Source organism: Candidatus Marinarcus aquaticus, assembly GCF_004116335.1.
Lineage (GTDB): Bacteria > Campylobacterota > Campylobacteria > Campylobacterales > Arcobacteraceae > Marinarcus > Marinarcus aquaticus.
The window spans coordinates 1-23,791 of sequence record NZ_PDKN01000011.1 but is presented as its reverse complement, the minus strand read 5'-3'; the positions used below and the strand labels follow the sequence as shown (position 1 = coordinate 23,791).

Below are 23,791 nucleotides of genomic sequence, written 5' to 3'. Positions count from 1 at the left end.
TAAGATTGTACATACAGATGCTTACGTTTACTCTTTTTTTACAGTAATTGGTAAATCTGTTGTTCCTGCATAAAACACCATTATTTGTGCAGGGATATCCCCTCTGTTTTCACCATAATGCCAAGTGTTGACAAGTTCAACGATGCTCTCTCCTTTTTTGAGTTCTAAGGTCTCTCCCTTCTCACTGATGACACTCAACTCTCCGCTAAGTAAAACCCCTGCATTAATCACAGGATGTTTATGCCAAACCAACTTTGAGTGAGGCGGAATTGTAATATTTAAAATCGTCACCTCAGGTTGCCCTTTGGGGTATGACGGCAAAGCAACACCATTCCAACTTTTCGTTGATTTTGCCAAAGTTTCTACGTGCAATACTTCACTTGCTTCATGTGCAAACCCATTTATTGAAACCGTCGTAATAATTACTAAGTATAAAAGTAATTGCCGAACCATAATGCCTCCTAAAATAATTTAATATCCTAAGTCTATTCTCTTTTAAATAAAAAACTTGTATAGTTTCACATATACAAAGGATCGTTATGGATAAAATCAAAGAGCTCGAAACACTGTTAAAAGAAGATGTACTTATTGAAGTTGCTCAAGATATCAAAGAACTTGAAGAGCAACTGGCTAAAAAGAAAAACAGTAAAACACTTCAAGAAGAACTCGATTATATGAAACAAGTCAAACTCTATTTTGATGAAGTCATTTTGGATATTGAGCATAATAATCTAAAAGAGCAAGATGCCATAGACATTTTAGAAGGGCTTGAAGATATGAGAGCAGAGAATCAACCTGACTTTTAGTCGGTTAATTCTTTCCTCTTCTTCTGTCTCTGAACCACAACGACTTAGGTCCCTCTTTTTTCATTTCAAACAGATCAATTGCCCCAAACAAATCACTGAGTTTTTTAAAGCCATAGTTTCGCTGGTCAAACGATGCGTGGTTAGAGATATGTTGGCCTATTCTATCAAGTCGTGCCCAACCATCTTCCTCTTCTACACTCTCAATGGCTTGTCGAAGCAAATTAATAAGTTTTGTATTTCCTTTGAGGTTGACTTCACACTTCTCTTCATTATCACACTTTTTCTCTTCATCCAAATATAAAAAGTGTGAACAACTGTTTGCAAAAGCATCGGGTGTTTTTCGCTCTCCAAAACCAATCACAAATTTTCCATCGGCCAATGCACGTGTGACTAATGGTGTGAAGTCACAATCAGAAGAGACCAAACAGATAATGTCAATATCTTTGGTATAAAGTATGTCCATAACATCAATCACCAAGGCCATATCTGTAGCATTTTTGCCTTTGGTTAAATCAAACTGTTGTACAGGTTGAATGGCATGTTCATGCAACACATCCACCCAAGATTGAAGCGTTTGATTTTTCCAGTTTCCATACGCTTTTCGAATATTGACCACACCACGCAACGCTAACTCTGAAAGAACGGTGTCAATCTTTTTTGCAGGTGCATTGTCTGCATCAATAAACATTGCTATTTTTTTATTATTTTCCAAACATTATCCTCATTTGATATGGTGTATTCTACCTGTATTAATTCATTTTATTCTTAAGCTGCAACAATCCAATGCCCATGGCAATAAACAGACCACCCGTGAGCTTATGAAACCAATCCATTCTGCTTTGTTGTGTCAACCACATTTTTGAACGTCGAGCGATATATGCATAAGTGCAAAGAGAACAAAAAGAGATACATAAAAAAATCAAAGTCATCACAAAAAATTGTTCTGTGATATTTTTATGAATATCTAAAAACTGAGGAAAAATGGCAGTAAAAAACAGTATGGGTTTCGGATTAGTCACCGCTAAAAAAAAGGCTTCAGAAAAGTAAGATTTTTTACTTTTTTGAATCACTTTTGTTTCACAATTGCTCATATTAATCTGCGTATTAGAACGTAAAAACTTCACACCTAAGTAGATTAAATAGAGTGCTCCTATAACTTTTACAATCATGAACAGTGTTGCAGATGTTGTGATAATCACACCCAAACCTAAAATAGAAGCCGTTGATAAAATAAAAAGCCCCAATACATTAGCACTTGAAGAGATTGCCACAGTAGGCATATCGGAACGTAAACCATTGGCAATGGCTAAAAAAATGGCAGGACCTGGGCTTGTGACATAAAAAAAAGCTACAACGGTATAAGCTAAAAGCAGTTCCATATTCATAAGGACTCCTGATATAAAGTGATGTATTATACTCTTTATTCGTCACACTCCCAAATAATATGTTAAAATAGAAATATCAAGGAGCATTATGAATTGGCTGGCACATATCTTTTTATCGGAGCAAGATATCGACTTTCAAATTGCAAACTATTTAGCCGACCCTTTAAAAGCAAGAGCTTGGGAGAATGCAAATAATGCCATACGTAAAGGGATGCAAACACATATATGTATCGACTCCTATACAGACAAACATCCTCTTTTTTTACAAAGTAAGCAACGCCTTAAATCAAGTGGACTTTTAAGAGGCATTGTGATTGATTTAACATATGATTATTTATTGACAAAAAACTGGGAACGTTTTTGTAATATCCCACTTAAAGAGTTTTTAAATACCTATCATAATGAAGCAAAAAGAGTTTTGCCCACTCTTCCTTTAAAAGTACAAATACCTCTGCAAAGAATGGTCGAGTTTGAAATTTTGCACCAATACCAAACACTCAACCAGTTACATGAAGCTTTTCAAAGAGTTGACAAAAAAGTTTCACAAAGAGTACTCAACCGCGACAATGCTACACATTACTATGATGCCGTTAAAGAAAATATTGAAAAGATTGAAGAGGATTTTTTAGCTTTTTTCCCTCAACTGTGTTGGCATATAAAGCCTTTATTAAATGAAAACAGACTCAATCACTGGCGTATTTAATTTATTTTATACTTGAATGACTATTCATTTAAGCTGAACCTAAAGATATTGATTATACAATTCTTAAATATAGATAAAAGGATAAATCATGCAAGTAAACAGCACTTATCACACGCGAATTTTTGGAGAAGTACAAGAGCTTCCTGAACCTACAAGAGTAGACAAAGATACATTTAATGCCATCAGAAAAGCTCAAGCAAAAGTAGAGGAAGAGAGAAAAGAGTATACTCCTACTCATAAACAATTAGAAGAAAATCCTTGGTTGAAAAATGCAGCAATTGGTCTTAATAAAGTCTCAGATATTATTAAAGATTACGAAAGAGGCATTGATGGTTCTGGAAAATTTTCACTATCAAAATTGACCAATGACTCTATAGATATCGTAAATGACAAAGACCAAGTTACGGGTACTTACGGTATTTTTACAAAAGTAGAGGAAACCACTACTCACTTACCTTGGGATGATGAGAACTATACAAGACAAGGCACAAAAGAGACAACGGGTATGAGTTTACGATATACATACACTTCATACAAAAGCAACTCTTTTAAAAGTGCTGACATAACATTTGATCTTAAAAACACAGATGCAGAGATTGATTTTAATAAACTCACCGATAAATTAAAAGCGGATAAAGAGTTTGAAAAAAACTTTTTAGCTTCAATGGAAGATTATATGAATAATAGTGACAGCAGTAAGCTCATTAAGTATGTAAAGCAAGCCTTAGAACTTGAAAATGCAGATATAACTATAAAAGAGCCTAGCAGTTCATCAATCTATGGTGATAAAGGACAATTAAGTTCTGTAGTAAATAATAGTTCACATTTACACCTTTTAGCATAAAATTGATTTTTACTACTATCTAAGAGGAGAACTCCTCTTAGATGAAATACCTGCACTAACGAACAGCATTATAAAAAACTTAAAAGAGTATTTTAACCTTTTTCATTCAAAATTATCGTGCTTATATGGCCTGTATTAAATAAAAACAGACTCAATCACTGGCGTATTTGAATTATTTTAAATAATTTTGTATACTTCGACAAACCAAACAAGGACTCCTTATGGATATGACCAAAGTAGCAAACGTTATTTTATACATGCTTCACAAACAAGTAAAACATCTTAATGATAAAAAAGTATCCATTCTTCTTTTTTTAATGGATTATAACCACCAAAAATTTTGCGGACAAAAAATTTTTGGTGATGAATATGTCAAAGTTTCAAGAAACCCAGAACCTGTAATATTAAGTGAAATTTTTGATATCATTGCCAACCAAGAAGATTTGGATGAAAGCGATGAACGTCTCTTTTTGATTCAAGAACTGCTTGATTATTTGGACATTGAAATCGAAACTAAAGAGAACTATATTGAACTCGATTTTCTACAAATGGAAGAAGAGTTTGATGAATCACTCTTTTCAAAAGATGAGATGAAAACCATTCATAAAATCATTCAAGATTTTGCAGATACTACTCCAAGAAATATTGCTAATGCTTGCTTTAAACTTGAAGAGGTTCGTAATACAACAAAAGGTGATGTAATTCTTTGATGCGCTTTTTCCTTTTTCTATGCCTGTTCTTGTTCAGTTTCACTGAAGCAAAAAGTACCAAACCAGAGTTTTTAAGAACTTGCCAAAAGAGTCACACTCACAATATTTGTAAATGCAGCTACAGTCTTTTTACTCGTCGTTTTCAACCTAAAGAGATTAAAGACAAAGAGAAACAAACACAACTGCAAAAATATGTTCAAGCATGCACGAATTTAAGCAATCAGCTCAATATCTATAGCTTTGATAAGTTTGAAAAAATCGTCACAACAAGTCAACATGTCAATTGGAAATCTTTTTCAAATGAGAAACAAAACAGACTTTTACATATCATCAAAGAGAGTCGTCGAGTCTATTTTAAAACATGTCAAGTTGGATTTGAACAAGGGTGTTTTAATATTGCTACTATTTACCAACAAGGTTTAACCACCGCTAAAAATCTCTCAAAAGCAAACCTCTTTTTAAAAAAAGCGTGTCAAAATGGCATGAAGAGTATCTGCCATTAAGTTAACAAAGTAATACTTTTGTTGCATTAAGCGTTTCACCCACAAAAATAATCGCAGGTGTAAGTTTTTTCGCCTCTTCAAAAAAACTTTTCTCTTTGTGTTTCAACTCTTCAAGTGTAAAGAGAAGTTGTTGTGCATTTTGGGTTGTACCTCGACTTAAAATGGCAATAGGCATACTGCTAGGAAAGCCTTTTTCCAACAGGGTATGCACAATCTTTTCTAAGTTGTGTACACCCATCATAATTACCAAATTTTCTCGGGGATGAAAAGCGGTAATAATTTCAGAAAAACGTTGAGTGTCATGCCCTGTAATGGTTCTGTATGCATCACTGAACTCTCTGTCAATGGATGGGATCATAAAATTTTCAAGTACAGACGTCGTGGAACTCACCCCACTTATTACCACAGGTTCATATCCTGCTTGTTTAATTGCACGAACTTCTTCATAGCCTCGTCCAAAAACAAAAGGCGTTCCTCCTTTAAGGCGTACTACAACTTCATACTCTTTGGCATAGTTGATAATGAGTTCATTAATCTCTTCTTGTTTTTTTAAATGATAATCTTTTCTTTTTCCCACATTGATTTTTAGGGTATCTTGTTTACAAAACTCCAGCATTTTTGGATTAACTAAGGCATCATATAAAACCACATCTGCTTTTTTTAAGATATTCAAACCTTTGATGGTCAACAGTTCAATATCCCCTGGTCCTGCGCCCACTAAATATATTTTTTTACTCATAATATTATTCTCATTTGTATCTATATACGTTTATTATAGCGTTTCAATTTTACAAAATACTTGATATATACTATAAAAGAATTATTTTAAGAGTCACAGAAGCTCTTCTGAAATAAATTTATAACCTACACCTTTGATGGTTTGAATATTAAGTTGGGGCAGTTTTTTGCGTAATCTGAAAAGAAGTTGTCGACGTGTTGTATCATCCACTGGATTATCGTGCCAAAGCAGTGAATCGATTTGTTCATTTAAAACGATTCTGTTTTTATTGACCACTAATAAATGCAGTAGTTGTTTCTCATTCCGACTGAGAATCATCTCTTCTTCGTTCTCTTTAAGACTTTGTTCTTGAATGTTATATGACAAAGTTTGAGTAAGTTTTAGGCTGATGTTATTATGAGAATTCAAGATCGTATAATAAGCAAGTTTGACCTCTCTTAAAAATGTCTCTTCAAAATAGGGTTTAACAATGTATCCTAAAAAGTTTACTTGTGAAGCTTGTTTTAAAAACTTCTCTTCTTGGTGGGCTGTGAGAAAAATAACAGGTATATCAAAACTATTTTGAATCAATTTCACCGTTTCAATGCCATTTAAATGACCTGCAATATAAATATCAGCTAATATCAAATCGATTTTATTATTTTGAACATGAAACAGTGCGCTACTGCTGTCTTTTGCAATGCCAATAACTTTATAATTATTTCTTTCTAATATCTGTTTTAAATTAAGAGCAATGAGAAATTCATCTTCGATGATTAATATATTAAACGTCTTCATGGTCTTTGATTATAACTAAATCTTGTTATATTAACGTTATAATTGAGTTATTAAATATAATGAATGATTATAGATATACACACCAAAACTGAACCTTATACCTTTAAAATATACCCTTTACCTTTGAGTGTTTCAATGTTCAGTTCAGGTACCTTTTTTCTTAAACGAAAAAGCAACTGACGTCGGTTTTCATCATAAGTTGTGGAGTCATGCCACAAAACCAAATCAACATATTCATTGGAGATCATGCTGTTTTTATTTTGAACTAAAATATGCAAAAACATCTCCTCTTTTTTGGTTAATGTAATCTCTTTATTCTCTTTATGCAACCGTTTACTGGTTGCATCATAGATATAACCACTGTTTAACGTGATGGGTTCAATTCTATCATTTAATCCAAAACGAAATGAAGCCAATTTGACCTCTCGTAAAAGGTGTGCATCCAAATAAGGTTTTACAATATAACCTGTAAAATCAACACTTGAAGCTTCTGCCAATGTAGAATCATCATGATATGAAGTTAAAAATATAACGGGTACATTGAAGTTTTTTTGAATCACTTTTGCTGTTTGAATACCATTGATTTCCCCTTTGATATTAATATCAGCAATAATAATATCAATGTGCTCTTTAAACATCACACCTATGGCCGCATCACTGTTATATGCTATGGCAGCGACATGGTAACCCGCCCACTGTAATGTTCGTTTCATTTTTTGGGCCGTCAATGTGGTATCTTCAATGATTAATATATTGATTTTTTTCATAACTTTATTCTATCGCTCTTGCGTTATATTTACCGTTACATTTAAAAAAGTAACTTTTTTTATGTTAAAATTTTAAAAAAAGATTTTTATGCGCTCTTTAATTCTGTTTATTCTGTTCTGTTTTCATCTGCATGCTTTCAGTGTTACTGAAAAAGACAAAGTAATACCGCTGTTAGAACATGCCACCATTTATCATGACATGGGAAATAAAGAGAACATTACAACCATTCTGGCTCAACCAGAAAAGTTTTCATTACCCTCAAAAAATCAAATTGATTACTGCAACTTAAAACCCGAAAGTGTTTGGATCAAATTCAGATTAAATAATGAAAGTGAAATTTCACTTGAACGCATCATATCCATTAATAACCTTACAACAGAAGAAGTCACTCTGTATGAAATAAAAAACAACCAAATACTTTGGGAAAAAACCACCGGACTTTTTCACCTTGATAAATTTGCGGGAACCATTTTCTACAATATCACCTTTACACTGCAACCCCATACGACTCATGAGTTCTATTTATATGTAAAAAATGAACAACTCTCACTGTGGTTTAAACCTGAACTTTTTACACCCGATGAGTTTTATAAAAAAGATTCACTGGAACAACTTATTTGGGCTCTGTTTTTTGGAGGAATTCTCTCTTTAGCAATCTACAATGCCTTTTTGTTTTTCTTTACTAAAGATCGTATCTATTTTTATTATCTGTTGTACCTTGTTGCTACGTTGATGCAAAATCAATTATCTCTTTTTGCTAAATTCCACCTCTTTCCAATGCAAAGCATTGAGTTTATTAAAGTGGATCATTACTTCTCTGTTTTTTATATCAATGTACTGGTTACTTTTGCTATGGCACTGTTTATACGATGCTTTTTAAATACCCCACAATATAAAAAAATTGACATCACTCTAAGAGGCCTCATTTACATGATTCCGCTCTATTTTATATTGCAACTGTTTAATGTGTTTACCATTTCTCAAGTGGTATTTTTCCAGTTTTTTACGCCATACTACTTTTTATGGATTGGATTTTATGCACTGTATAAAAAGAATCCACAAGCAAAGTTTTTTATTATGGGATGGAGTTTAGCCCTTTTAGGTTGGCTAAGTGTCTTCTTTCAATACATGGGGATTTTCCCTGTAGAAGAGTTTTTTGCTTATACTTTTGAAGTGCTGATCATCTCAGAAGTTATTCTTTTTGCTATTTTTCTTGCTTACAGAATCAAATCATTGGAGAAAAAAAAGAGTGACTTAACAAAATCTTTACTCATACAGCAAAGAAATGAGTCCAGACGTTTAGAACAGATTGTGCAACTTCGAACACAAGAGTTGAACAACGAATTAAAACAAAATGAACTGCTGCTTAAAGAGTTGCATCATCGAGTCAAAAACAACATGCAATTCATCACCTCACTGTATGCACTGAAACTCAATGACAACAATGATACACATATTCAAGAAAAACTCTATGATGTGGAGCGAAAAATCCATGCCATGAGTATTGTACATCAAATGCTTTATAACCAAAAAAACCTCGTCCATATCGATGCAAAAGAGTATTTTGAAAAGGTGCTTGATAATATCAAAAACAGTTTTGAACTTGAAAACATTACGTTTCATCTTAACATCAATGCGACACTGGACACGGAAGAAGCGATCTATTGTGGATTGATTGTCAATGAACTCGTTACCAATGCCATCAAACATGCCTTTGATGGAGCGCAAGGCATTATTTCTATTGAATTGCACGACTTCAACAGTGGAATCTTGCTTAAAGTATCCGACAATGGAAAAGGTCTTACAAAAACAAACAAACTCACTTTTGGGCAGATGATGGTTGAATCCTTAGCTCAAGAACAACTCGAAGGTGAACTCAAAACCGTTGTGGATAATGGCACGCATATCTCTTTATGGTTTAAAAACAAAAAATATCACACACAATATAACGATTAATCATTATAATTCCTTAAATATTACAGACACATGATGATTGTGTTTATATTAAAGGAACAGAGATGTCATCTTTTTTTAAGAGTCAAAAAAAAGAGTTCAAAAGTGTGGTGGCCGCATCACTTCTATGCTGTGGTACATTAACCTTTTCAACCTCATTAGAAAATGAATTCACACAATCCAGTATCTCAGATAATGGTTCAGAAGTAAGAGTCTTTGGTGTGGGTGAAAAAAGCAACGATGAAACCTACTCAGGAGTTGGAATTGAGTACAAAGATGACCAAAGCCAAGCTGGTTTAGAGTACGGCAATGATTATCAAAAACTCTATGGGGTCTATAAATATGCTCTTCCACAAAGTTTTTATATCAAAGGTGGACTTGGGTATTTAAAAAAAGAGGTACTCTTTGGTACACACAATATTGATATTAAGCAATACACACTGGGAACCTCTGTTGGTTGGGGAGATGATAAGAACTACAATATTGAGTTGGGATATGTGGGGAACAGACTGCGTGATGCGTATGAAGCCAATGGTTATACCAACACTGCTTACATTGAAGCTTTGGGTCAATATGAACTCAACTTTACCAAAGATTGGGGAACTCTTGAAGCCATGCTCACATACCAAAACTCACATGTTTATCACAACAACTATTCAGGTCTGATTGCCCAAGGGGCATATTATCCCATAGAAGATATACGAACCTTTGTACAATACAACGATGCAATGCAAACGGATGAAAACGATTATCGCATCACACTGGGAGTAAAATATGCCTTTGCTTCAAAAAGTTGGTCACCCATATTAACTGCTCAAGCGAATACTTCAAACTCTGTGTCATATGGCATTGTTTATGATGAAGATATTGAAAATGATCCGTTAAGTAACCGAGACTTCTTTGAAAGCCAAGTAAGTACTGCCACTTTTAAAGCACAAGAGTTGGCTTCCAATGAGTTCAATCAACGATTAAATAAGAGTCTCAATCCCAGACAAAAACCAAATGTAGAACCAAGTAATTCTGCTCCTACAGGAGAGAGTTTCACCGTCAGTGCAGGATGGACCAAAAGTGTTACTGTAGACTTAAGTTCACACATCCATGATGCTGATGGCGACGCACTTACAATAAATATTGTGGGAAAAAGACATATTGGTGGTCTTCCTTACACCATTACTGTGACGAAGTCAGGCACCAATGTAACAGTGGCTTACCCTGGAAGCGTAGCATTACCTACTTATGAAACTTTTCAGGTTATGTATACCGTCAGTGATGGGGAAAATACAAGTGAAGTCTATACTATGACAATTGCACATCTAAAATTGTCATAAGAAGTCGCTGCATTTGTAAAATTGGTATTCAAAACCATTGACATACTTCTATTCAATTTTGTAGAAAAATGAATTTGAAGGATGTCAATATTGATTGGTCAAATGTATGGTGATATTCAATCTTATCGAAAAAGAAAGAGATAGTTCAAAGCGACATAAATAAAAATACCAATAGTAAGAAGGGTTGCAAAAAAGACTCTATCCAAAATGACTCACTCTTTTCATATTTTATAGAGTTATTATAGTGAGTCAACGTTATGTTAAGTGTTACATTATATTTTTGTTTAAACGTTTTCTTTGAGTTCACCTTGCATATCATACTTATTCAAATAACCTCTTGGAGTTAGCACCAATCCATTTTTTGTCAATTTACTGCTGCTGTTACAGACAATAATCATGGTATTCATGCCCACTTTTTCATAAGCAATGCCTTCCTTGATTAAGTGTGTCGTGGTTGTAACGGTGATTTCCTCTTTCTCTTTTCTGCCCACATTTTGAGCCACAATAACAATACGCTCTGGTACTTCTTGAAGTCGAAATAAAAAGTTCAAATACGGTTGTATTCGTTTTTTGGATTTGGGATTGTAAATACCCAATACAAAATCACAATCAAGTGCCAAGTGTACTCTTTTATCAATCAGGTCAATATTGGTTAATCTGTCCGATAATGAAATGATAGAAAAATCTTGTGACACAGGAGCGCCTGCTTTTGAAGCTGCTGCTAAAAATGAAGTTACGCCCGGAAGAGAAATAAGTTCAATCTCATCCCACAGATTTTTCTCATCCATTAATTCCACAATGAGTGTTGCCATGCCAAAGACATTGGCATCTCCGTTTGAGATAATGGAGGTGGTTTTACCACTTTGTGCAAAGGTTATGGCCTGATTGCAACGCTCTATTTCATGAGTCATCCCCGAAGTATAAAGCTCTTTTCCTTTTAAGATGCTTTCCAATTCACGTGCATATTTTGAATAAGCAACCACCACGCTACTTTCTTCAATCGCTTGGTATGCTTCAGGAGTCATATAGTTTACTCCTCCTGCACCACTGCTTACGATGTATAATCTGTTCATATTTTATATTGCTCCTGCTATGGTAATTTTTTTATTGTAAATCTCTTTGGGTAGAACCAACTCTTTAAAGATTGATATCAAAATACTTGAAGGTTCAGCGACCCCTTTTAGGTTAAAAAACTTTTGTGCTTGTGAGGGGGAGAACTCACCTTCTAAAGTGTTGATATCTTTTTCATTAAAAAAAGTAATTTCTAACTGATGTTTTAAAGCAAACTCTAAAAGACCTTGCTCATCTTTTTTTGCTTCATACGAAGCAATACTTTTAATCTGTTCTTTGTGCAAACTGTGTTTTTGTAAAAAAGAGGTAAAAGCTTCTTCTATCTCACCGCACGTAGTGCCTCTGTTGCACCCTATTCCTAAAAACACCATTGGTTTTAGATGCAGTTGTTCAACTTTCCCAAATGCAGAGATAAGCACACTGTTTTCATCGACTTCATCAAAAGAGATACGCTCTAAATTCTTTGTATTTTCTATACTTTGATACACCGCATCATACGTTGCAACTTTAACTCTTTTTTGATTGATTAATCGGTTTGAGATATGGGCTAATTTATCTAAGTTTTCAATGTTCATCTCATATTTTTTGGCAAACATATCAAAAGCAAAAACTTTCATTTGATCCGTTGCCGTTGTTACAAAGTTGATACACCCTTTAATACGTTTTGAAATTAGTGTTCCCAACTCATTGGCACCACCAAGATGACCACTTAACAAAGGCATCACTTTTAACAGATCAATACTCATGACTAACACGGCTGGGTCATGGGCTTTATTTTGTAAAAAAGGAGCAATCTTTCGCACAACTATACCTGTGGCCATGATACAAATAAAGGCATCATAACTATTCCAAGCGTCTTTAAAAATATCATCCACCTTTTCATAAAGCAAACATGAACTCTCTTTCTCTTTAGCATAGATATCAACTTCATGTTCATCCAGATACGATGCGAGTGTTAGTGCACTTTGATAACTGGGTTGATTAATCGAGATAATAGCAATTTTCATGCTCTGTTTTCCAACTCTTTGATTAAAGGTTTCACATACAAGTGTGACTCTTCACTCTCTTTTTGATGCAAAAATGCACCAAACAAAATCAGTGCCACACCTTTGATGTGTTTGACTTTTTCTTCAATGGTAGTAATCGAACCCTTATATATCTTCTCATCACTCCATGTTGCTTTTTCAACCACCCAACACGGTGTCTCTTCAGAGTATCCCAGTTTCAGTGCTGTATTTTTTATCTTTTTAATCAATAATATCGAAAGATAAAACGCATGTGAAGAGTGTTTGCATGACAAGATATTCTCCAGTGCTTCAGGGTTGGGTGTTTTTCCTTCCACACGTGTTAAAATAATAGTTTGTGAAACACCTGGAATAGTATACTCTATACCCAAGCTGGCAGCTGCACCAAATGCAGCAGTAATACCAGGAATAACACTGTATGCGATATCATGGGCTTTGAGATACTCTATTTGCTTGGCAATGGTTGAGTATAAAGAGGGGTCACCCGTATGAACACGAGCGACTATTTTTGCTTTATGTTGTAATAAAAACTCAAATATCTCTGGATATTTCATGCCTTGACTGTCTTGAATAATGGCATCTTCTTTACACCATGAAAGCACCTCTTTGGGCACAAGTGAGCCTGTGTATAATACAGCATCGGCTTTTTGAAGTATCTTCATGGCTTTGACACTGATAAGTTCAGGGTCACCCGGACCTGCTCCAATAAAATAAACCATCTGCGCTCCTATGCTTTAAGAATTTTTATTTGAAAGAGTTGTCGCTCTGGTTCAACCAAATCCAACTCTCCTTTGTATGTTGTTAAACTTAAAGAGAACACTTCGTATGTTATGGCGTGCTCTTTTAAAATGTGAATGATAAGAGTGAGGTGCTTTAAAGTAATTGCATTAATAAGCATGATACCTTGTACATCTAATCGTTCATACAAATAAGGCAATGTTTTAATCACCTCTTCTCCCCCTCCACCTACAAAGATGCGTTGAGGGTTTTTTTCTACAGACGAAAAAAGCGTTTGTGCTTCCCCTTCTAACAATAGACTATCCAATACACGATGCGTTTGTAAATTGCTTTTGATGTTTTCTACTCTTTCACTGTTTTTTTCAAAGAAAATGGTTTGTGTTTTATATCGTTTATAGGCTTCAATACCACAACTGCCGCTGCCTGCACCTACATCCCAGAATATTTGATTGGGCAATAAGTCTAAGTTTTGCAAACTCAAATGTCGTTTATACTGTTTGGTTATCATGCCTCGTTGGGTTTGAAATGCCGAATCTTTTTCTATGTTATAAATCGTATCATACTTTCGTTTTATCAACAATACATAGGGTTGAGTTAAATCAAATTTTTCATTTGTTGTTTCAAAAATATCAATGAATTCGATGCATTCATCGTCATAGCCTAATTTATACCCTATCGTCACTTCTATCTCACTTTTATCCAAATAAAAAAGTGCTTTTTGTAATCGCTTGATGGATACCGCATCACACAGAATAAACGTATACTCTTTAGTTAAAAATTGTGTTAAGTCAAGGTTGTCTCGGCCATGCAGTGAAAGTGCTTGAATATCTGAGTAGGATAAACCACATCGTTGCATCATATAATCTAAAGAAGAGGTGTTGTTGATGATTTGAACGTTTTCTTTGGGCAAACTTTTGGCTACAAGAGCGCCTGCACTAAAAAAGAGTGGACTGCCCGTCACCACATATAAAATATGCTTTGAGTTATGATTGTTTTGAATGTACTCTTTTATCTCTTTGTATTTAAATTTTGCAATCTTTTCATGCTCATCTTTGAAGTTCACATCACATAAAACAGTGTCGTAAGCACTGAAATCAATATTGAGATTTTTTAACGAATACTCTCCCATACCATTGCCCATAATTGTTACCATCCCAATACCTCTTTTTGTTCAAGTATGACTGCTTTGATATTCACATCTTTATGCCAATACGCTATTTGTTGATTGGCTTTTTGTGTGACCATGTCGTAAAAAGCTTCCAATAAACCTTGCTTTTCCAACTCTTGAGAGACACCTTTGACCGTTAAAGTAGCCTCTATATCAACTTCATAGTGAAGTGTCTTCATAATATCTTGTTTTAACTGTTCAAAATCAATCACCCCAAAACGATTATGCGTATTTTTAAACCCTTGATACACTTTTGTCATTTTACCAATACCACATAAAAAAACAACCTCTTGCACTTTTAAATGTTTGGCAATTTCAATAGAGTCATAAACAAAATTTCCAATCTCTATGATGGCCTCTTCACTGCTGTGTCGTTTGGCTTGTTCATACGCCGAATTTCCCAAAGTAAAGTAAAGTCTTTTATGCCCATTTTCAACGGCAAACTCAATTTCAGTGCGCACGGAATCAATGTAAGCTGAACTTGAAATGGGTTTAACAATGCCCGTCGTACCTAAAATAGAGATACCCCCTAAAACACCCACTTTGGCATTGGCCGTTTGTTTGGCTATTTCTTCTCCATTACTCACCCCAATACAAGCAAACAGATCCAGACCTTTTATATTTGTTGTCATCTTTTTAAACGTATTAAAAATGGCCTCTTGAGGCACAGGGTTAATCGCCGGAAATCCCGCACTCACTTTCAACCCTTTTTTCGTCACAACGCCCACACCCTCACCTGCATATAAAAAAAGTTGATTACCCTTTGATTCACACACAAATGGCTTATGTATAATGGGATTTAACGTTAACTCTTCAAAGCTACAAGTAAGTGTAAAAACAATCTCACACCCTTTTGTAACGTCCAAATCATCATTGTCCATCTTTGTGGTGTAACAATGAACGGTACTTCGTGTAACTAAAAAAGACTCCAATGCTTTTATAAACAGCATATGCGCATGAGCGCCTGTGGTGTATCCTTTTTTCAGTACACGTTCACTCATAAGAACTACTTTGCTATAAGCTCTTGCGTGGCATTGAGTGTTTGCCCTACAAAAATAATGGCAGGTGTTAACTGCTTCATCTGTTCAAAAAAAAGGGAATCTTTTTGTTCTATCTCTCCCAATGTTGAAACAACTTGTTGTGCATCTTTACAGGTACCTTTACTTAAAATGGCAATAGGCAACGTGCTTGGATACCCTTTTTCTAAAAGAGTGAAAACAATTTGTTTAAGATTATGTATCCCCATCATAATGACAAGATTTTCTCTTGAATGATACTGTGTAACAATTTCTGAAAAAGACTTCATGTCATGTCCCGTAATGGTTCGATACGCATCACTGAACTCTCTGTCAATAGAGGGAATCATAAAGCTTTCCAGCACAGAAGTTGTTGAACTTACGCCACTTACAACCACGGGTTCAAAACCAGCTTTTACAATAAAGCGAACCTCTTCATAACCTCGACCAAACACAAAAGGTGTTCCCCCTTTGAGTCGTACTACCGTCTCATGTTTTTGTGCATACTCAACAATGAGTTCATTGATCTCTTCTTGTTTTTTTAGGTGATGGTCTTTTCGTTTTCCAACATTGACTTTGATAACATCATCTTTGCAAAACTGAAATATCTCAGGGTTCACCAAAGCATCATACAATACCACATCAGCTCTGTTTAAAAGCTTCATGCCTTTAAGCGTTAATAACTCAATATCTCCTGGACCAGCACCCACTAAATAAACTTTTTTACTCATCTTCTAACTCACTCATAGGGATTTGTTCATACTCTAAGCCCTCAAGGGCATGGTTAGAGCTTAAATCATTAAACAAAGACTCCCACTTTTTCATATCATATTTATGGATGTTTTTAAGCCAAATGTTGTTGTTTGCAAGGTAGCCATTGGCTTTTGTATTTTCATACACCACGGCAACTTGTCTGAAACGACACGCACCAAAACAGTTGGTACGAGATATTTTGATACGGTTTTTCCCCGTATGCAGTTGCATACGTTTAAGCAACTCTCGCAAATGTGCAGCCAACTCTTTGTTTTTATTGGCTGCACTGCAACGCTCACCATCACATAAAAAGATTTGTGTTTTAAAATACATGATGGGTTTATCAGAAATAAGTTTTTTAGGTTTGCATACATAACCATCGACCACTTCGCTGCCCATGGTATTAAAACGTCTATTTTCCATTGTATTTACTGGTTCCATCAAAATTCTCAATGAGTTTATAAACAGCATGCAACGTTGCGACGGTCATTGTTGAACTTCCAAAACGTCCTTGCATTATTATTGTAGGCACATCAAAAGCTTCACAAAATCGTTTTCCATACTCTTTTGATTCAACGACATTAACAAAACCAACAGGAAAGAGTAAAAGAGCCACCTGACTTAAATCGACTTTTTGTTCAATCAGTGTGTTAATTGCAGCATAGATAAATGTCGGCGCATTTCCACATGCTAAAATCAGAGGTTGGTCTTTATGACGTTTAATCGCTTCTACCACCGCAGCATAACTTCGTGTGGTTCTGTTTTTTTCAGCAAGTTCGTATGTAAAGGGTTCATTCACATAACAGATGACTTCATTATCATATTTGTTCAAATAAAATTGGCTCAATCCCACTTTTATCATGTTCACATCCACAATAATCTTGGCTTTATTGAGTAACAGGTTTTGAATTCTTGTAATGGCATTGTCTGAAAAGAAGACATTCTCAAGCACTTCATCAAAACAGCTGGTTGTATGAATCAAACGATGTATGACTTCAAGCTGTTGAGCATCAAACTCTTTTGCTTTTTCATACTCTTGAAGCTCATTTGCAATGATTTCAAATGATTTTAAAGAGATATCTGCTCCAATGTTTACAGGTGGTTCTTCTTGTACAAATGTCATGCAACATCTCCTTTAGCTGGTTTTACAAAATCAATCAGTAACGTCATGTATTTTCGTACAACACTTATTTTGCTTTTTTGTATGTGTTCACCTTCAAAACAGAGATTCTCAAAAGTGTATATCTCCCCTTCATCTTTAATACTGGAGGTCTGCATTCCCACAGATGGTCGCATGTATATCTTGGTACTTGGTACTTCTTCTCCGATTAAAGGGATAAGTTCCAATCTGCTTTTGCCCAAACACAAAGGTTTTTTAACTTTGGATGACGCATAAGAAAACGAAGTAATGCCCGCAATGACCTCACTGCGTTCATACAATTGAGGGTTCTGCTCTTTTATAATATCAAGCAGATAATAGACCGTACTGTATACGCCTGCATCTCCTAAAGTAACAAAAGCAATTGTACCATACTCTTTGACGGCCTCTTGCAAAGTTTGTGCCTGATTGAGCCAATCAGAGTGTTTGAACTTCATGGGTGTATATACAGAAATCAAAGGCTTTGCAAAATGATACTCTTGCATGAGTCTATCCACAATTTTAAACGTAATGGAACGCTCAAAAGAGCCCTCTTTGTTTTTAGTGGGTATGGCAATGGCCTGCACACTTTTAAGTCGATTCAACGCTTTTATTGTCACTAACTCCCAATCAGATGGTCCTAAAGAGACCATTGAAAGCCTTATTTTACTCATGTCCATGCCCCAGTTTTATCACCTCTTCTTTAATATTGTTTAAAATAATATTGGAAATTATCGGTATCTCTATAAGATTAAATCGTTCATCTTCAGTGATGCTTTTTACAATGCTCGTATCAAAATGTTCGCTTAACTCTTCTTTAATCTGCGTCATGTCTTTTATGTAGTGATTTCCACTGACAAGCAACATCGGTACAATTTGCACCTTTTGTACACCATCTTGTTGCATTTTTTCAACCAAGGAGTCTTTCATCACAGAAAAAGGGAAAGCCCCTTCCAAAGAGCACGTATAGTTTAATCTTCGAGTATGCTCTAAAAATTGTGCCGTGTACGAAATGGCTTCTAACCCACCCAACTCCAACTTCGGAGATCCATGAATGATATACAAATTGGCTTGATTTGGTTTCGAAACGGTCTCATCTAATTCTTTTAAAAAGTGTGTGGTATCTTTTGTTTTTGTAAAAATTGCGTTACTTAAACGGATATTAGCGTAAGAGAAGAGCTTAAAACCTTCTACAGTTCTTTTTAATAGTTCATGTTCTTCTGTAGGGTAAAGGTTGATTGAAGAGACAATAATGTTTCGGTATCCAATGTTATCTATATCTGCAAGTGTTTGAGCCACAGATTTATACTCAAATCCTTTTTTTAAAAGCACTTTTAAAACCATTCGAGAACTGACTGCAAGATAGACATCTGCACCCTCAAACTGCGCTTCAACTTTTTGTTTCAAATCCAAATATTTCTGTTGTTCTACGACCGAACCAAAAACAGAAAGAATAATGGCTTTATCTTTTTTATAGTGTCTGTATCGTTTCATTTTTGACCTTGATTATATGTAATAGCAGACAAAAGAGACGCTGCTCTTTTGCCTAAGACTATGAAAGTTTGTTATAAAGTCTCTGGTTAACAAAACGACTGTTTTGGATGCTTTTCAAGCTTTTCGCTCCTGAAAGTACCGCTAAATCAATGAATGGTTCTAAAATAACCACACTCATATAAGCTGTTCCAAAACTCAATACATTGGCAATATTTTCTGCACCAAACCCTTGACCATACAGTGCCCAAAAAATAACCCAAGCAACAATCCCACCTTGATACGTCACTGAAAGTTTCAATGCATCTTTGTATCGAATATCGGTATAAGCAATATTTTCTGGGATGATTTTACGTGCCACATAACTCATGGCAAACAGAGGCATCAAAAGTGTGGTAACATTAATACCATATTGTGGTAAATCAAATGGTGCAAAAAAGAGACCTTGAACCAATAAACCTAAAGCCAACCCCATAGCAGCTGGAGCAGCTCCAAAAATTAGGTAAATTGTTGAACCTAAAATAAGGTGAACCTCTGATACACCTACGGGATGATGAGGGAATACTTCAAAGAAAACAAACACCAAAAGAGTTGAAATCAATGTTTTTACAGCCAAAGGTAAAAAACCACTTTTTTGCATTGTTTCCCATGCTAATTTTCCTGCAATACCAAATGAAACGGCAGCCGTTCCATAACTTAAAACCATTTTTGCACCGTTTACTACACCTGTTTCTATATGCATCATTTATCCTTTTATATTTTGAAATCGTAAATTTTAGTTTTTTGTATGAAATTAATTTTCAGTAAAGTGTCGTTGCAAGGGAGGTGAAGTTTTGTACTCTTGATACTCAACCGCTTTTAAATGATACTTATAGTTTGTCCAAAGTGTTGCCAACTTATTTAAAGTTGAGTACATTGATATAATGGCTAAACTGAAGTAGCGTTTTGTGTATCCTCTGAGGTGTTTCATAAGTGAAATATACCCAAAAAATGATTATGTTTTACTTATTGATAGCCTCTAAGAACGAGGCAAAAAGAGCTCATGAGATAAATGATATCTTTTTCTCATATCTCTTTTTTTATCTGTTTACAAAGACTATTTAATCATTTGCCCTTGTGCAGTAAAACAGAGATTGGAGTTTCCTGAGTTATTGATCATAATGGCTTGAATAATAGGTTCAGTTAAATCATTTTCACTGGCAATATCAATTAAAAAGTTTGCTCCGCTTCCACCACTCATATCTTCTAAGTTTACTACGTAATCAACAGATGCCATTGGTTTTAAAATATGAGGTTTTTTAATATAATGTTTAACAAGTTTGCCTTCTGTATTATAATAATCAATATTTTCAACGTAGAGATCTTTTTCTAAATCGGTATTACGAATACTCAGAGTAATGGCCAATCTTGTAAACCTGTTTTGGGCATAATAGATGTGTGAATATACAGGGACATAAAACCTTTTTTTAGCGTATGACGTATCAAACGTCATATCTACTTCTTTAAAGTGCTTATACGCATCTTTTTGTCTCTCTTTAATCTCTTGTTTATAGTTTTCATGTTCTTGCTCTTTCTTACTATCACATCCACTCAATGTAATAAGAAAGGTTATCATTAAAAAAGTTTGAACGGTTTTTATCATAAGAACTCCTAAATAAGCTTTCAAAATAATAACACACATTTACTCTGATAAAACTTTGTGTTTTGAGTTTCTTTGGATAAGACACTGTGCAAATAATTCTATATCATACAAGCTCAAAGCAGTGTTTTTTAGGTTGAGCCTATTAAATATAGATTTTAGAACAAATCAAAGTTAGGGAAAATACACTTCTAAAGTGTACTACTTTGAAATAACAATACTCATTGATTATGACTATATTTGTGAGCTTAAAGTGGGACTTTTATAATAAATGTAGTGCCTCTGTTTTCTTCACTTATGCAATCAATTTTCCCGCCTAAATTAATTGTTATGAGATTATAAACAATATTTAATCCTAATCCAATTGAACCATTATTTCTATTGGTGGTAAAAAAAGGCTCATAAATTTTCGATATATTGCCCTGTAAGATTCCTTTTCCATAATCACGATATTCTAAAATAAACTCTTTATCTTCAATTTTAGCATTTAAAGAGATAACTCCTTTTTCAGTATCTTTATAGGCATGTTCTAAAGAGTTTGAGATCAGATGAGTAAGAACTTGTGCAAAAAGACCGGGGAAAGATTCAATTTGTAGCATCTCATCACACTCTATTTTAAACTCAATGTTTCTTTCATTTAATAATCTATCCATACTAATCAAGATCCCTTTTATATACTCTTTAACGTTAAAAACTCTTTTTAATTCACTGGTTTGATCCACTGCTACTTGTTTAAAGTTTTTTATAATCTTTTCTGTTTTTTGTAAACTTTTTACAATGACTTTAACCAAATCATTTGAACTTTGTAAATAACGCTCCCACTCTTCAGGTGGAATTGTGCCACTCTCATATTTTGAAATCACCTCTTCACAAATATACTCTAAATGTGATGCTCCTGTAATTCCAAGACCAATGGGTGCACTGATCTCATGGGCTACACCTGAAACCAAACTACCAAGTCCCGCCAATTTTTCAGATTCTATGAGTTTATTTTGAGTGATTATCAGATTTTCCATCGAAGCTTCAAGTTCATGATTTGATTCTTGCAAATCAAGATTTTTATTTTCCAGCTCCAGCTCCAGCATTTTTTTATCTTGAATATCTCTCCAAACTCCATGAACTACAACTTCACCATTAATGACTATTTTTGTAAGTACAATCTCACACCAAAACTCTATACCTGTTACTTTTTTGTGAAGCCATTCAAATCGTATACTACCTTTCTCTAAACATTTGTTTATATTCTCTTTTACCAAAATAGCTGAAGATATGCCATTTGCTTGAATCTCTGGAGATATCATATTGAGATTTAAATTTAAGAATTCCTCTTTTTGTTTTATATCGAGCAATTTTAAAAGTGCAAGATTACAATCAATAAACTTACCATCTTTTAATAAACTTATTCCATCGGAACTGTCATTAAACAGTGTTTCAAAAACTCTCTTTTCTTCTTCTAACTCTTTTGTTCTAAGTCTTACATCTTCTTGAAGTTTAGAATTAAATGCTTTTATTTTTTCTTCTTGCTCTTTTAACTGTTCAATATCTTCAACAATTTTATCCCTCATCTTTTCAAAATTTGATGATAATATTTTTAACTCTTTTACGCCTGACACTTTAATCTGTGTATCTAAATTTCCAGATGCAATTCTTTTAGAAACTGTCGTTAACATATCAATAGGTTTTAACACATTTCTAACTATCAAAATAATCATTAGTGAAATCACGAGAACAATTATGAGGGATACAGTTAAAAATATCTCCCTAAATATATATAATTGTTCATATTTAACATCCTTACTAACCCTATAACCTATAATCCAATCCCAAGGTTCATAATATTTAAAAATAACCCATCTGCCATTATTTTCCCTTATGATATCAAAATTGCCATTCTTATTTTTTAATATATTTTTATACTCTTCTCTATTTTTATATAAATGAGCATTTTGTTTATTATATATTTTATGTAACACGACAAAACCATTTTCATCTATAATAAAAGGGAAAATATCTTTCTTATTTTTATCAAAAACTTTTTTTACAATATTTAAAGTACCTTTTTTAAATGACTCTTCATAGGATTTTTCCATTTGTGTTTTTAAAAGTATTTCATATTTTTGATTTATAAGATAGATAATATTATCTATCTTTTCATTATATATTTCCTCTTGTGATATATCTATCTCTTTTTTTAAATAATTGTAAGAGAAGTAAAAAATAGCACCTATTCCAAGTATTATTACCAAAAGGATTGAAATAAGAAGTTCCGTTTTTAAAGAGCTATTTTTTATCATTTTATTAGCACCGCATTATCAATTAATTCAAAAGGAAAAACTATATTAAACTTTTTTGCTAACGTTGTATTTATAAAAATATTTGATTTTTTATTTACAACAATAGGAATGTTTTTTATGTTTTCACCTTTTAGAACTCTAAGAGCTGTATTTGCTGCCCACTCACCTTGCTCCTCTGGTTTAAGAGGTAGAGACAAAAGCGCATATTCAATTAAATTTCCATCACCTGTTCCAGTTGGAATAATAGTATTTTGAAGTGTAAAGTCTTTTATCTCTTTTTTATTTTTATCCCAATCTTTTATAGAGCCCCCATATCCAATGATAAGAATATCTACATTATTTTGTAATTCAATAAATCCTTTTTTCCACTCTTCAACAGAAGTGACTAATCTTGCCTCCATTTTTTTATTTAACTGTTTTTGAAAATAGGCTAACTCAATTCTTGTAGTCAAGGAATCATCTTTTAAAAAACCTACTCTATTACCTTTTGCATACTTGCTTAAGATTTCAACAGTTTGAGGAACTAATTGCACCTCTTCCATACCTGTAACATTAGATATTGGCAACCCATATTTTTTGCTAGAACCATTTATCCCACAAAAAATAACAGGAATAGTACTGTCTTTAAAGTAAGGTAAAATTATATATTTAAAAGCATTGTCATCTGAGGTAATAATCACCTCAGGTTTAAAGTTTTCAATTTGATTTTTGATTTTTTGGGCTATTTTTATTTTGTAAGGCTCATCATTATTTCTTTTAGAGTCCATTTCGGCTCTTTTAAATTTAATGGGCATTTTAGAATTAAAAAATACTTTTTTTATACTTTTTTCAATTCCATCACTCCAATAAAGACCAGAATTATAAGAATTAATATAAAAAACTCTTTTTTTTACAATAAGATTTTCTGCTTTAATAAAGCTAAAGAACAAGAATAATGAAAAG

General features: G+C 33.9%; 28 protein-coding genes. 7 read left to right on the top strand and 21 right to left on the bottom strand.

Annotated elements, in window-relative coordinates; genetic code table 11:
• Positions 1-27 precede the first annotated feature (27 nt).
• Positions 28-453, bottom strand: coding sequence for a cupin domain-containing protein (locus tag CRV04_RS12070; RefSeq protein WP_128997114.1), 426 nt, complete (start codon positions 451-453; stop codon positions 28-30).
• Between the two features lie 86 nt (positions 454-539).
• Here CRV04_RS12070 and CRV04_RS12065 point away from each other — a divergent pair, with 86 nt between their 5' ends.
• Entirely contained in the window at positions 540-806 is a 267-nt protein-coding gene (locus CRV04_RS12065) for a hypothetical protein (RefSeq protein ID WP_128997113.1), read from the top strand.
• A 4-nt stretch (positions 807-810) separates the two neighbouring features.
• Here CRV04_RS12065 and CRV04_RS12060 read toward each other — a convergent pair whose 3' ends face one another.
• Both CRV04_RS12060 and CRV04_RS12055 read right to left on the bottom strand, forming a co-directional pair.
• Positions 811-1,518, bottom strand: a complete 708-nt coding sequence (locus CRV04_RS12060; RefSeq protein WP_128997112.1) for an NYN domain-containing protein — start codon at positions 1,516-1,518, stop codon at positions 811-813.
• Positions 1,519-1,555: 37 nt separating this feature from the next.
• Complete coding sequence (locus tag CRV04_RS12055; protein ID WP_128997111.1) at positions 1,556-2,191, bottom strand: LysE family translocator; 636 nt, start codon at positions 2,189-2,191, stop codon at positions 1,556-1,558.
• Positions 2,192-2,279: 88 nt separating this feature from the next.
• Here CRV04_RS12055 and CRV04_RS12050 point away from each other — a divergent pair, with 88 nt between their 5' ends.
• The 4 genes from CRV04_RS12050 to CRV04_RS12035 all read left to right on the top strand — a co-directional run bounded on the left by CRV04_RS12050 (position 2,280) and on the right by CRV04_RS12035 (position 4,951).
• Positions 2,280-2,894, top strand: a complete 615-nt coding sequence (locus CRV04_RS12050; protein ID WP_128997110.1) for an acyl carrier protein phosphodiesterase — start codon at positions 2,280-2,282, stop codon at positions 2,892-2,894.
• Between the two features lie 88 nt (positions 2,895-2,982).
• Entirely contained in the window at positions 2,983-3,738 is a 756-nt protein-coding gene (locus tag CRV04_RS12045; RefSeq protein WP_128997109.1) for a hypothetical protein, read from the top strand.
• A 221-nt stretch (positions 3,739-3,959) separates the two neighbouring features.
• A complete protein-coding gene (locus CRV04_RS12040) occupies positions 3,960-4,448 on the top strand; it encodes a type II toxin-antitoxin system antitoxin SocA domain-containing protein (RefSeq protein ID WP_128997108.1) in 489 nt (162 codons plus the stop codon).
• A gap of 29 nt (positions 4,449-4,477) precedes the next feature.
• On the top strand, positions 4,478-4,951 hold the full coding sequence (locus CRV04_RS12035) for an SEL1-like repeat protein (protein ID WP_128997107.1): 474 nt from the start codon (positions 4,478-4,480) through the stop codon (positions 4,949-4,951).
• Between the two features lies 1 nt (position 4,952).
• Here the strand turns inward: CRV04_RS12035 and cobA (CRV04_RS12030) are convergent, their stop codons facing one another.
• The 3 genes from cobA (CRV04_RS12030) to CRV04_RS12020 form a co-directional block, all read right to left on the bottom strand.
• Positions 4,953-5,690, bottom strand: a complete 738-nt coding sequence (gene cobA, locus CRV04_RS12030; protein ID WP_128997106.1) for a uroporphyrinogen-III C-methyltransferase — start codon at positions 5,688-5,690, stop codon at positions 4,953-4,955.
• 93 nt (positions 5,691-5,783) lie between these two features.
• Positions 5,784-6,467, bottom strand: a complete 684-nt coding sequence (locus CRV04_RS12025; RefSeq protein WP_128997105.1) for a response regulator — start codon at positions 6,465-6,467, stop codon at positions 5,784-5,786.
• A 95-nt stretch (positions 6,468-6,562) separates the two neighbouring features.
• Positions 6,563-7,234 (bottom strand): response regulator, encoded by a 672-nt coding sequence (locus tag CRV04_RS12020; RefSeq protein ID WP_128997104.1) that lies wholly within the window; start codon positions 7,232-7,234, stop codon positions 6,563-6,565.
• A gap of 88 nt (positions 7,235-7,322) precedes the next feature.
• Between CRV04_RS12020 and CRV04_RS12015 the strand changes: the two genes are divergently transcribed.
• Together CRV04_RS12015 and CRV04_RS12010 are read left to right on the top strand one after the other, a co-directional pair.
• Positions 7,323-9,191 (top strand): 7TM diverse intracellular signaling domain-containing protein, encoded by a 1,869-nt coding sequence (locus tag CRV04_RS12015; RefSeq protein ID WP_128997103.1) that lies wholly within the window; start codon positions 7,323-7,325, stop codon positions 9,189-9,191.
• Positions 9,192-9,253: 62 nt separating this feature from the next.
• Positions 9,254-10,516, top strand: coding sequence for an Ig-like domain-containing protein (locus tag CRV04_RS12010; RefSeq protein WP_128997102.1), 1,263 nt, complete (start codon positions 9,254-9,256; stop codon positions 10,514-10,516).
• 284 nt (positions 10,517-10,800) lie between these two features.
• On the opposite strand, the gene CRV04_RS12005 is transcribed toward CRV04_RS12010, so the two are convergent.
• The 15 genes from CRV04_RS12005 to CRV04_RS11940 all read right to left on the bottom strand — a co-directional run.
• A complete protein-coding gene (locus CRV04_RS12005; RefSeq protein WP_128997101.1) occupies positions 10,801-11,589 on the bottom strand; it encodes a precorrin-3B C(17)-methyltransferase in 789 nt (262 codons plus the stop codon).
• 3 nt (positions 11,590-11,592) lie between these two features.
• Complete coding sequence (locus CRV04_RS12000; protein ID WP_128997100.1) at positions 11,593-12,594, bottom strand: cobalt-precorrin 5A hydrolase; 1,002 nt, start codon at positions 12,592-12,594, stop codon at positions 11,593-11,595.
• Positions 12,591-13,331: a cobalt-precorrin-4/precorrin-4 C(11)-methyltransferase gene (locus CRV04_RS11995; protein WP_128997099.1), complete on the bottom strand. Its 741-nt coding sequence runs from the start codon at positions 13,329-13,331 to the stop codon at positions 12,591-12,593. The genes CRV04_RS12000 and CRV04_RS11995 overlap by 4 nt, the downstream gene beginning before the upstream one ends.
• An 8-nt stretch (positions 13,332-13,339) precedes the next feature.
• The gene (gene cbiT / locus CRV04_RS11990) at positions 13,340-14,503 is read right to left on the bottom strand and encodes a precorrin-6Y C5,15-methyltransferase (decarboxylating) subunit CbiT (protein ID WP_128997098.1); all 1,164 of its coding nucleotides are present in this window, start codon (positions 14,501-14,503) and stop codon (positions 13,340-13,342) included.
• Complete coding sequence (cbiD, locus tag CRV04_RS11985) at positions 14,497-15,519, bottom strand: cobalt-precorrin-5B (C(1))-methyltransferase CbiD (RefSeq protein ID WP_128997097.1); 1,023 nt, start codon at positions 15,517-15,519, stop codon at positions 14,497-14,499. The genes cbiT and cbiD overlap by 7 nt, the downstream gene beginning before the upstream one ends.
• Before the next feature lie 5 nt (positions 15,520-15,524).
• Complete coding sequence (gene cobA, locus CRV04_RS11980; protein WP_128997096.1) at positions 15,525-16,265, bottom strand: uroporphyrinogen-III C-methyltransferase; 741 nt, start codon at positions 16,263-16,265, stop codon at positions 15,525-15,527.
• Positions 16,258-16,710, bottom strand: coding sequence for a (2Fe-2S) ferredoxin domain-containing protein (locus CRV04_RS11975; RefSeq protein WP_128997095.1), 453 nt, complete (start codon positions 16,708-16,710; stop codon positions 16,258-16,260). The genes cobA (CRV04_RS11980) and CRV04_RS11975 overlap by 8 nt, the downstream gene beginning before the upstream one ends.
• On the bottom strand, positions 16,700-17,410 hold the full coding sequence (locus CRV04_RS11970; protein WP_128997094.1) for a precorrin-8X methylmutase: 711 nt from the start codon (positions 17,408-17,410) through the stop codon (positions 16,700-16,702). The genes CRV04_RS11975 and CRV04_RS11970 overlap by 11 nt, the downstream gene beginning before the upstream one ends.
• Positions 17,407-18,099, bottom strand: a complete 693-nt coding sequence (locus tag CRV04_RS11965; RefSeq protein ID WP_228126554.1) for an SAM-dependent methyltransferase — start codon at positions 18,097-18,099, stop codon at positions 17,407-17,409. The genes CRV04_RS11970 and CRV04_RS11965 overlap by 4 nt, the downstream gene beginning before the upstream one ends.
• On the bottom strand, positions 18,092-18,919 hold the full coding sequence (locus CRV04_RS11960) for a sirohydrochlorin cobaltochelatase (protein WP_128997092.1): 828 nt from the start codon (positions 18,917-18,919) through the stop codon (positions 18,092-18,094). The genes CRV04_RS11965 and CRV04_RS11960 overlap by 8 nt, the downstream gene beginning before the upstream one ends.
• Before the next feature lie 58 nt (positions 18,920-18,977).
• On the bottom strand, positions 18,978-19,658 hold the full coding sequence (locus CRV04_RS11955) for an energy-coupling factor ABC transporter permease (RefSeq protein WP_128997091.1): 681 nt from the start codon (positions 19,656-19,658) through the stop codon (positions 18,978-18,980).
• 51 nt (positions 19,659-19,709) lie between these two features.
• Positions 19,710-19,886 carry a hypothetical protein gene (locus tag CRV04_RS12895; protein WP_164969166.1) on the bottom strand — a complete coding sequence of 59 codons (177 nt, stop codon included), beginning with the start codon at positions 19,884-19,886 and terminating at the stop codon, positions 19,710-19,712.
• A 126-nt stretch (positions 19,887-20,012) separates the two neighbouring features.
• Positions 20,013-20,558, bottom strand: a complete 546-nt coding sequence (locus tag CRV04_RS11950) for a DUF3124 domain-containing protein (RefSeq protein ID WP_164969165.1) — start codon at positions 20,556-20,558, stop codon at positions 20,013-20,015.
• A 245-nt stretch (positions 20,559-20,803) separates the two neighbouring features.
• Positions 20,804-22,849, bottom strand: coding sequence for a HAMP domain-containing sensor histidine kinase (locus CRV04_RS11945; protein WP_128997089.1), 2,046 nt, complete (start codon positions 22,847-22,849; stop codon positions 20,804-20,806).
• Positions 22,846-23,791 (bottom strand): ABC transporter substrate-binding protein (locus tag CRV04_RS11940; protein ID WP_128997088.1); only part of this gene is annotated, 946 nt, incomplete at its 5' end. The genes CRV04_RS11945 and CRV04_RS11940, both read right to left, overlap by 4 nt.

Excerpts from the sequence above, each read along its gene's own strand:
- CRV04_RS12070 (WP_128997114.1), bottom strand. The coding sequence starts at position 453 with ATGGTTCGGCAATTACTTTTATACTTAGTAATTATTACGACGGTTTCA.
- CRV04_RS12065 (WP_128997113.1), top strand. The coding sequence starts at position 540 with ATGGATAAAATCAAAGAGCTCGAAACACTGTTAAAAGAAGATGTACTT.
- CRV04_RS12055 (WP_128997111.1), bottom strand. The coding sequence starts at position 2,191 with ATGAATATGGAACTGCTTTTAGCTTATACCGTTGTAGCTTTTTTTTAT.
- CRV04_RS12050 (WP_128997110.1), top strand. The coding sequence starts at position 2,280 with ATGAATTGGCTGGCACATATCTTTTTATCGGAGCAAGATATCGACTTT.
- CRV04_RS12045 (WP_128997109.1), top strand. The coding sequence starts at position 2,983 with ATGCAAGTAAACAGCACTTATCACACGCGAATTTTTGGAGAAGTACAA.
- CRV04_RS12040 (WP_128997108.1), top strand. The coding sequence starts at position 3,960 with ATGGATATGACCAAAGTAGCAAACGTTATTTTATACATGCTTCACAAA.
- cobA (WP_128997106.1), bottom strand. The coding sequence starts at position 5,690 with ATGAGTAAAAAAATATATTTAGTGGGCGCAGGACCAGGGGATATTGAA.
- CRV04_RS12025 (WP_128997105.1), bottom strand. The coding sequence starts at position 6,467 with ATGAAGACGTTTAATATATTAATCATCGAAGATGAATTTCTCATTGCT.
- CRV04_RS12020 (WP_128997104.1), bottom strand. The coding sequence starts at position 7,234 with ATGAAAAAAATCAATATATTAATCATTGAAGATACCACATTGACGGCC.
- CRV04_RS12015 (WP_128997103.1), top strand. The coding sequence starts at position 7,323 with ATGCGCTCTTTAATTCTGTTTATTCTGTTCTGTTTTCATCTGCATGCT.
- CRV04_RS12010 (WP_128997102.1), top strand. The coding sequence starts at position 9,254 with ATGTCATCTTTTTTTAAGAGTCAAAAAAAAGAGTTCAAAAGTGTGGTG.
- CRV04_RS12005 (WP_128997101.1), bottom strand. The coding sequence starts at position 11,589 with ATGAACAGATTATACATCGTAAGCAGTGGTGCAGGAGGAGTAAACTAT.
- CRV04_RS12000 (WP_128997100.1), bottom strand. The coding sequence starts at position 12,594 with ATGAAAATTGCTATTATCTCGATTAATCAACCCAGTTATCAAAGTGCA.
- CRV04_RS11995 (WP_128997099.1), bottom strand. The coding sequence starts at position 13,331 with ATGGTTTATTTTATTGGAGCAGGTCCGGGTGACCCTGAACTTATCAGT.
- cbiT (WP_128997098.1), bottom strand. The coding sequence starts at position 14,503 with ATGGTAACAATTATGGGCAATGGTATGGGAGAGTATTCGTTAAAAAAT.
- cbiD (WP_128997097.1), bottom strand. The coding sequence starts at position 15,519 with ATGAGTGAACGTGTACTGAAAAAAGGATACACCACAGGCGCTCATGCG.
- cobA (WP_128997096.1), bottom strand. The coding sequence starts at position 16,265 with ATGAGTAAAAAAGTTTATTTAGTGGGTGCTGGTCCAGGAGATATTGAG.
- CRV04_RS11975 (WP_128997095.1), bottom strand. The coding sequence starts at position 16,710 with ATGGAAAATAGACGTTTTAATACCATGGGCAGCGAAGTGGTCGATGGT.
- CRV04_RS11970 (WP_128997094.1), bottom strand. The coding sequence starts at position 17,410 with ATGACATTTGTACAAGAAGAACCACCTGTAAACATTGGAGCAGATATC.
- CRV04_RS11965 (WP_228126554.1), bottom strand. The coding sequence starts at position 18,099 with ATGAGTAAAATAAGGCTTTCAATGGTCTCTTTAGGACCATCTGATTGG.
- CRV04_RS11960 (WP_128997092.1), bottom strand. The coding sequence starts at position 18,919 with ATGAAACGATACAGACACTATAAAAAAGATAAAGCCATTATTCTTTCT.
- CRV04_RS11955 (WP_128997091.1), bottom strand. The coding sequence starts at position 19,658 with ATGCATATAGAAACAGGTGTAGTAAACGGTGCAAAAATGGTTTTAAGT.
- CRV04_RS12895 (WP_164969166.1), bottom strand. The coding sequence starts at position 19,886 with ATGAAACACCTCAGAGGATACACAAAACGCTACTTCAGTTTAGCCATT.
- CRV04_RS11950 (WP_164969165.1), bottom strand. The coding sequence starts at position 20,558 with ATGATAAAAACCGTTCAAACTTTTTTAATGATAACCTTTCTTATTACA.
- CRV04_RS11945 (WP_128997089.1), bottom strand. The coding sequence starts at position 22,849 with ATGATAAAAAATAGCTCTTTAAAAACGGAACTTCTTATTTCAATCCTT.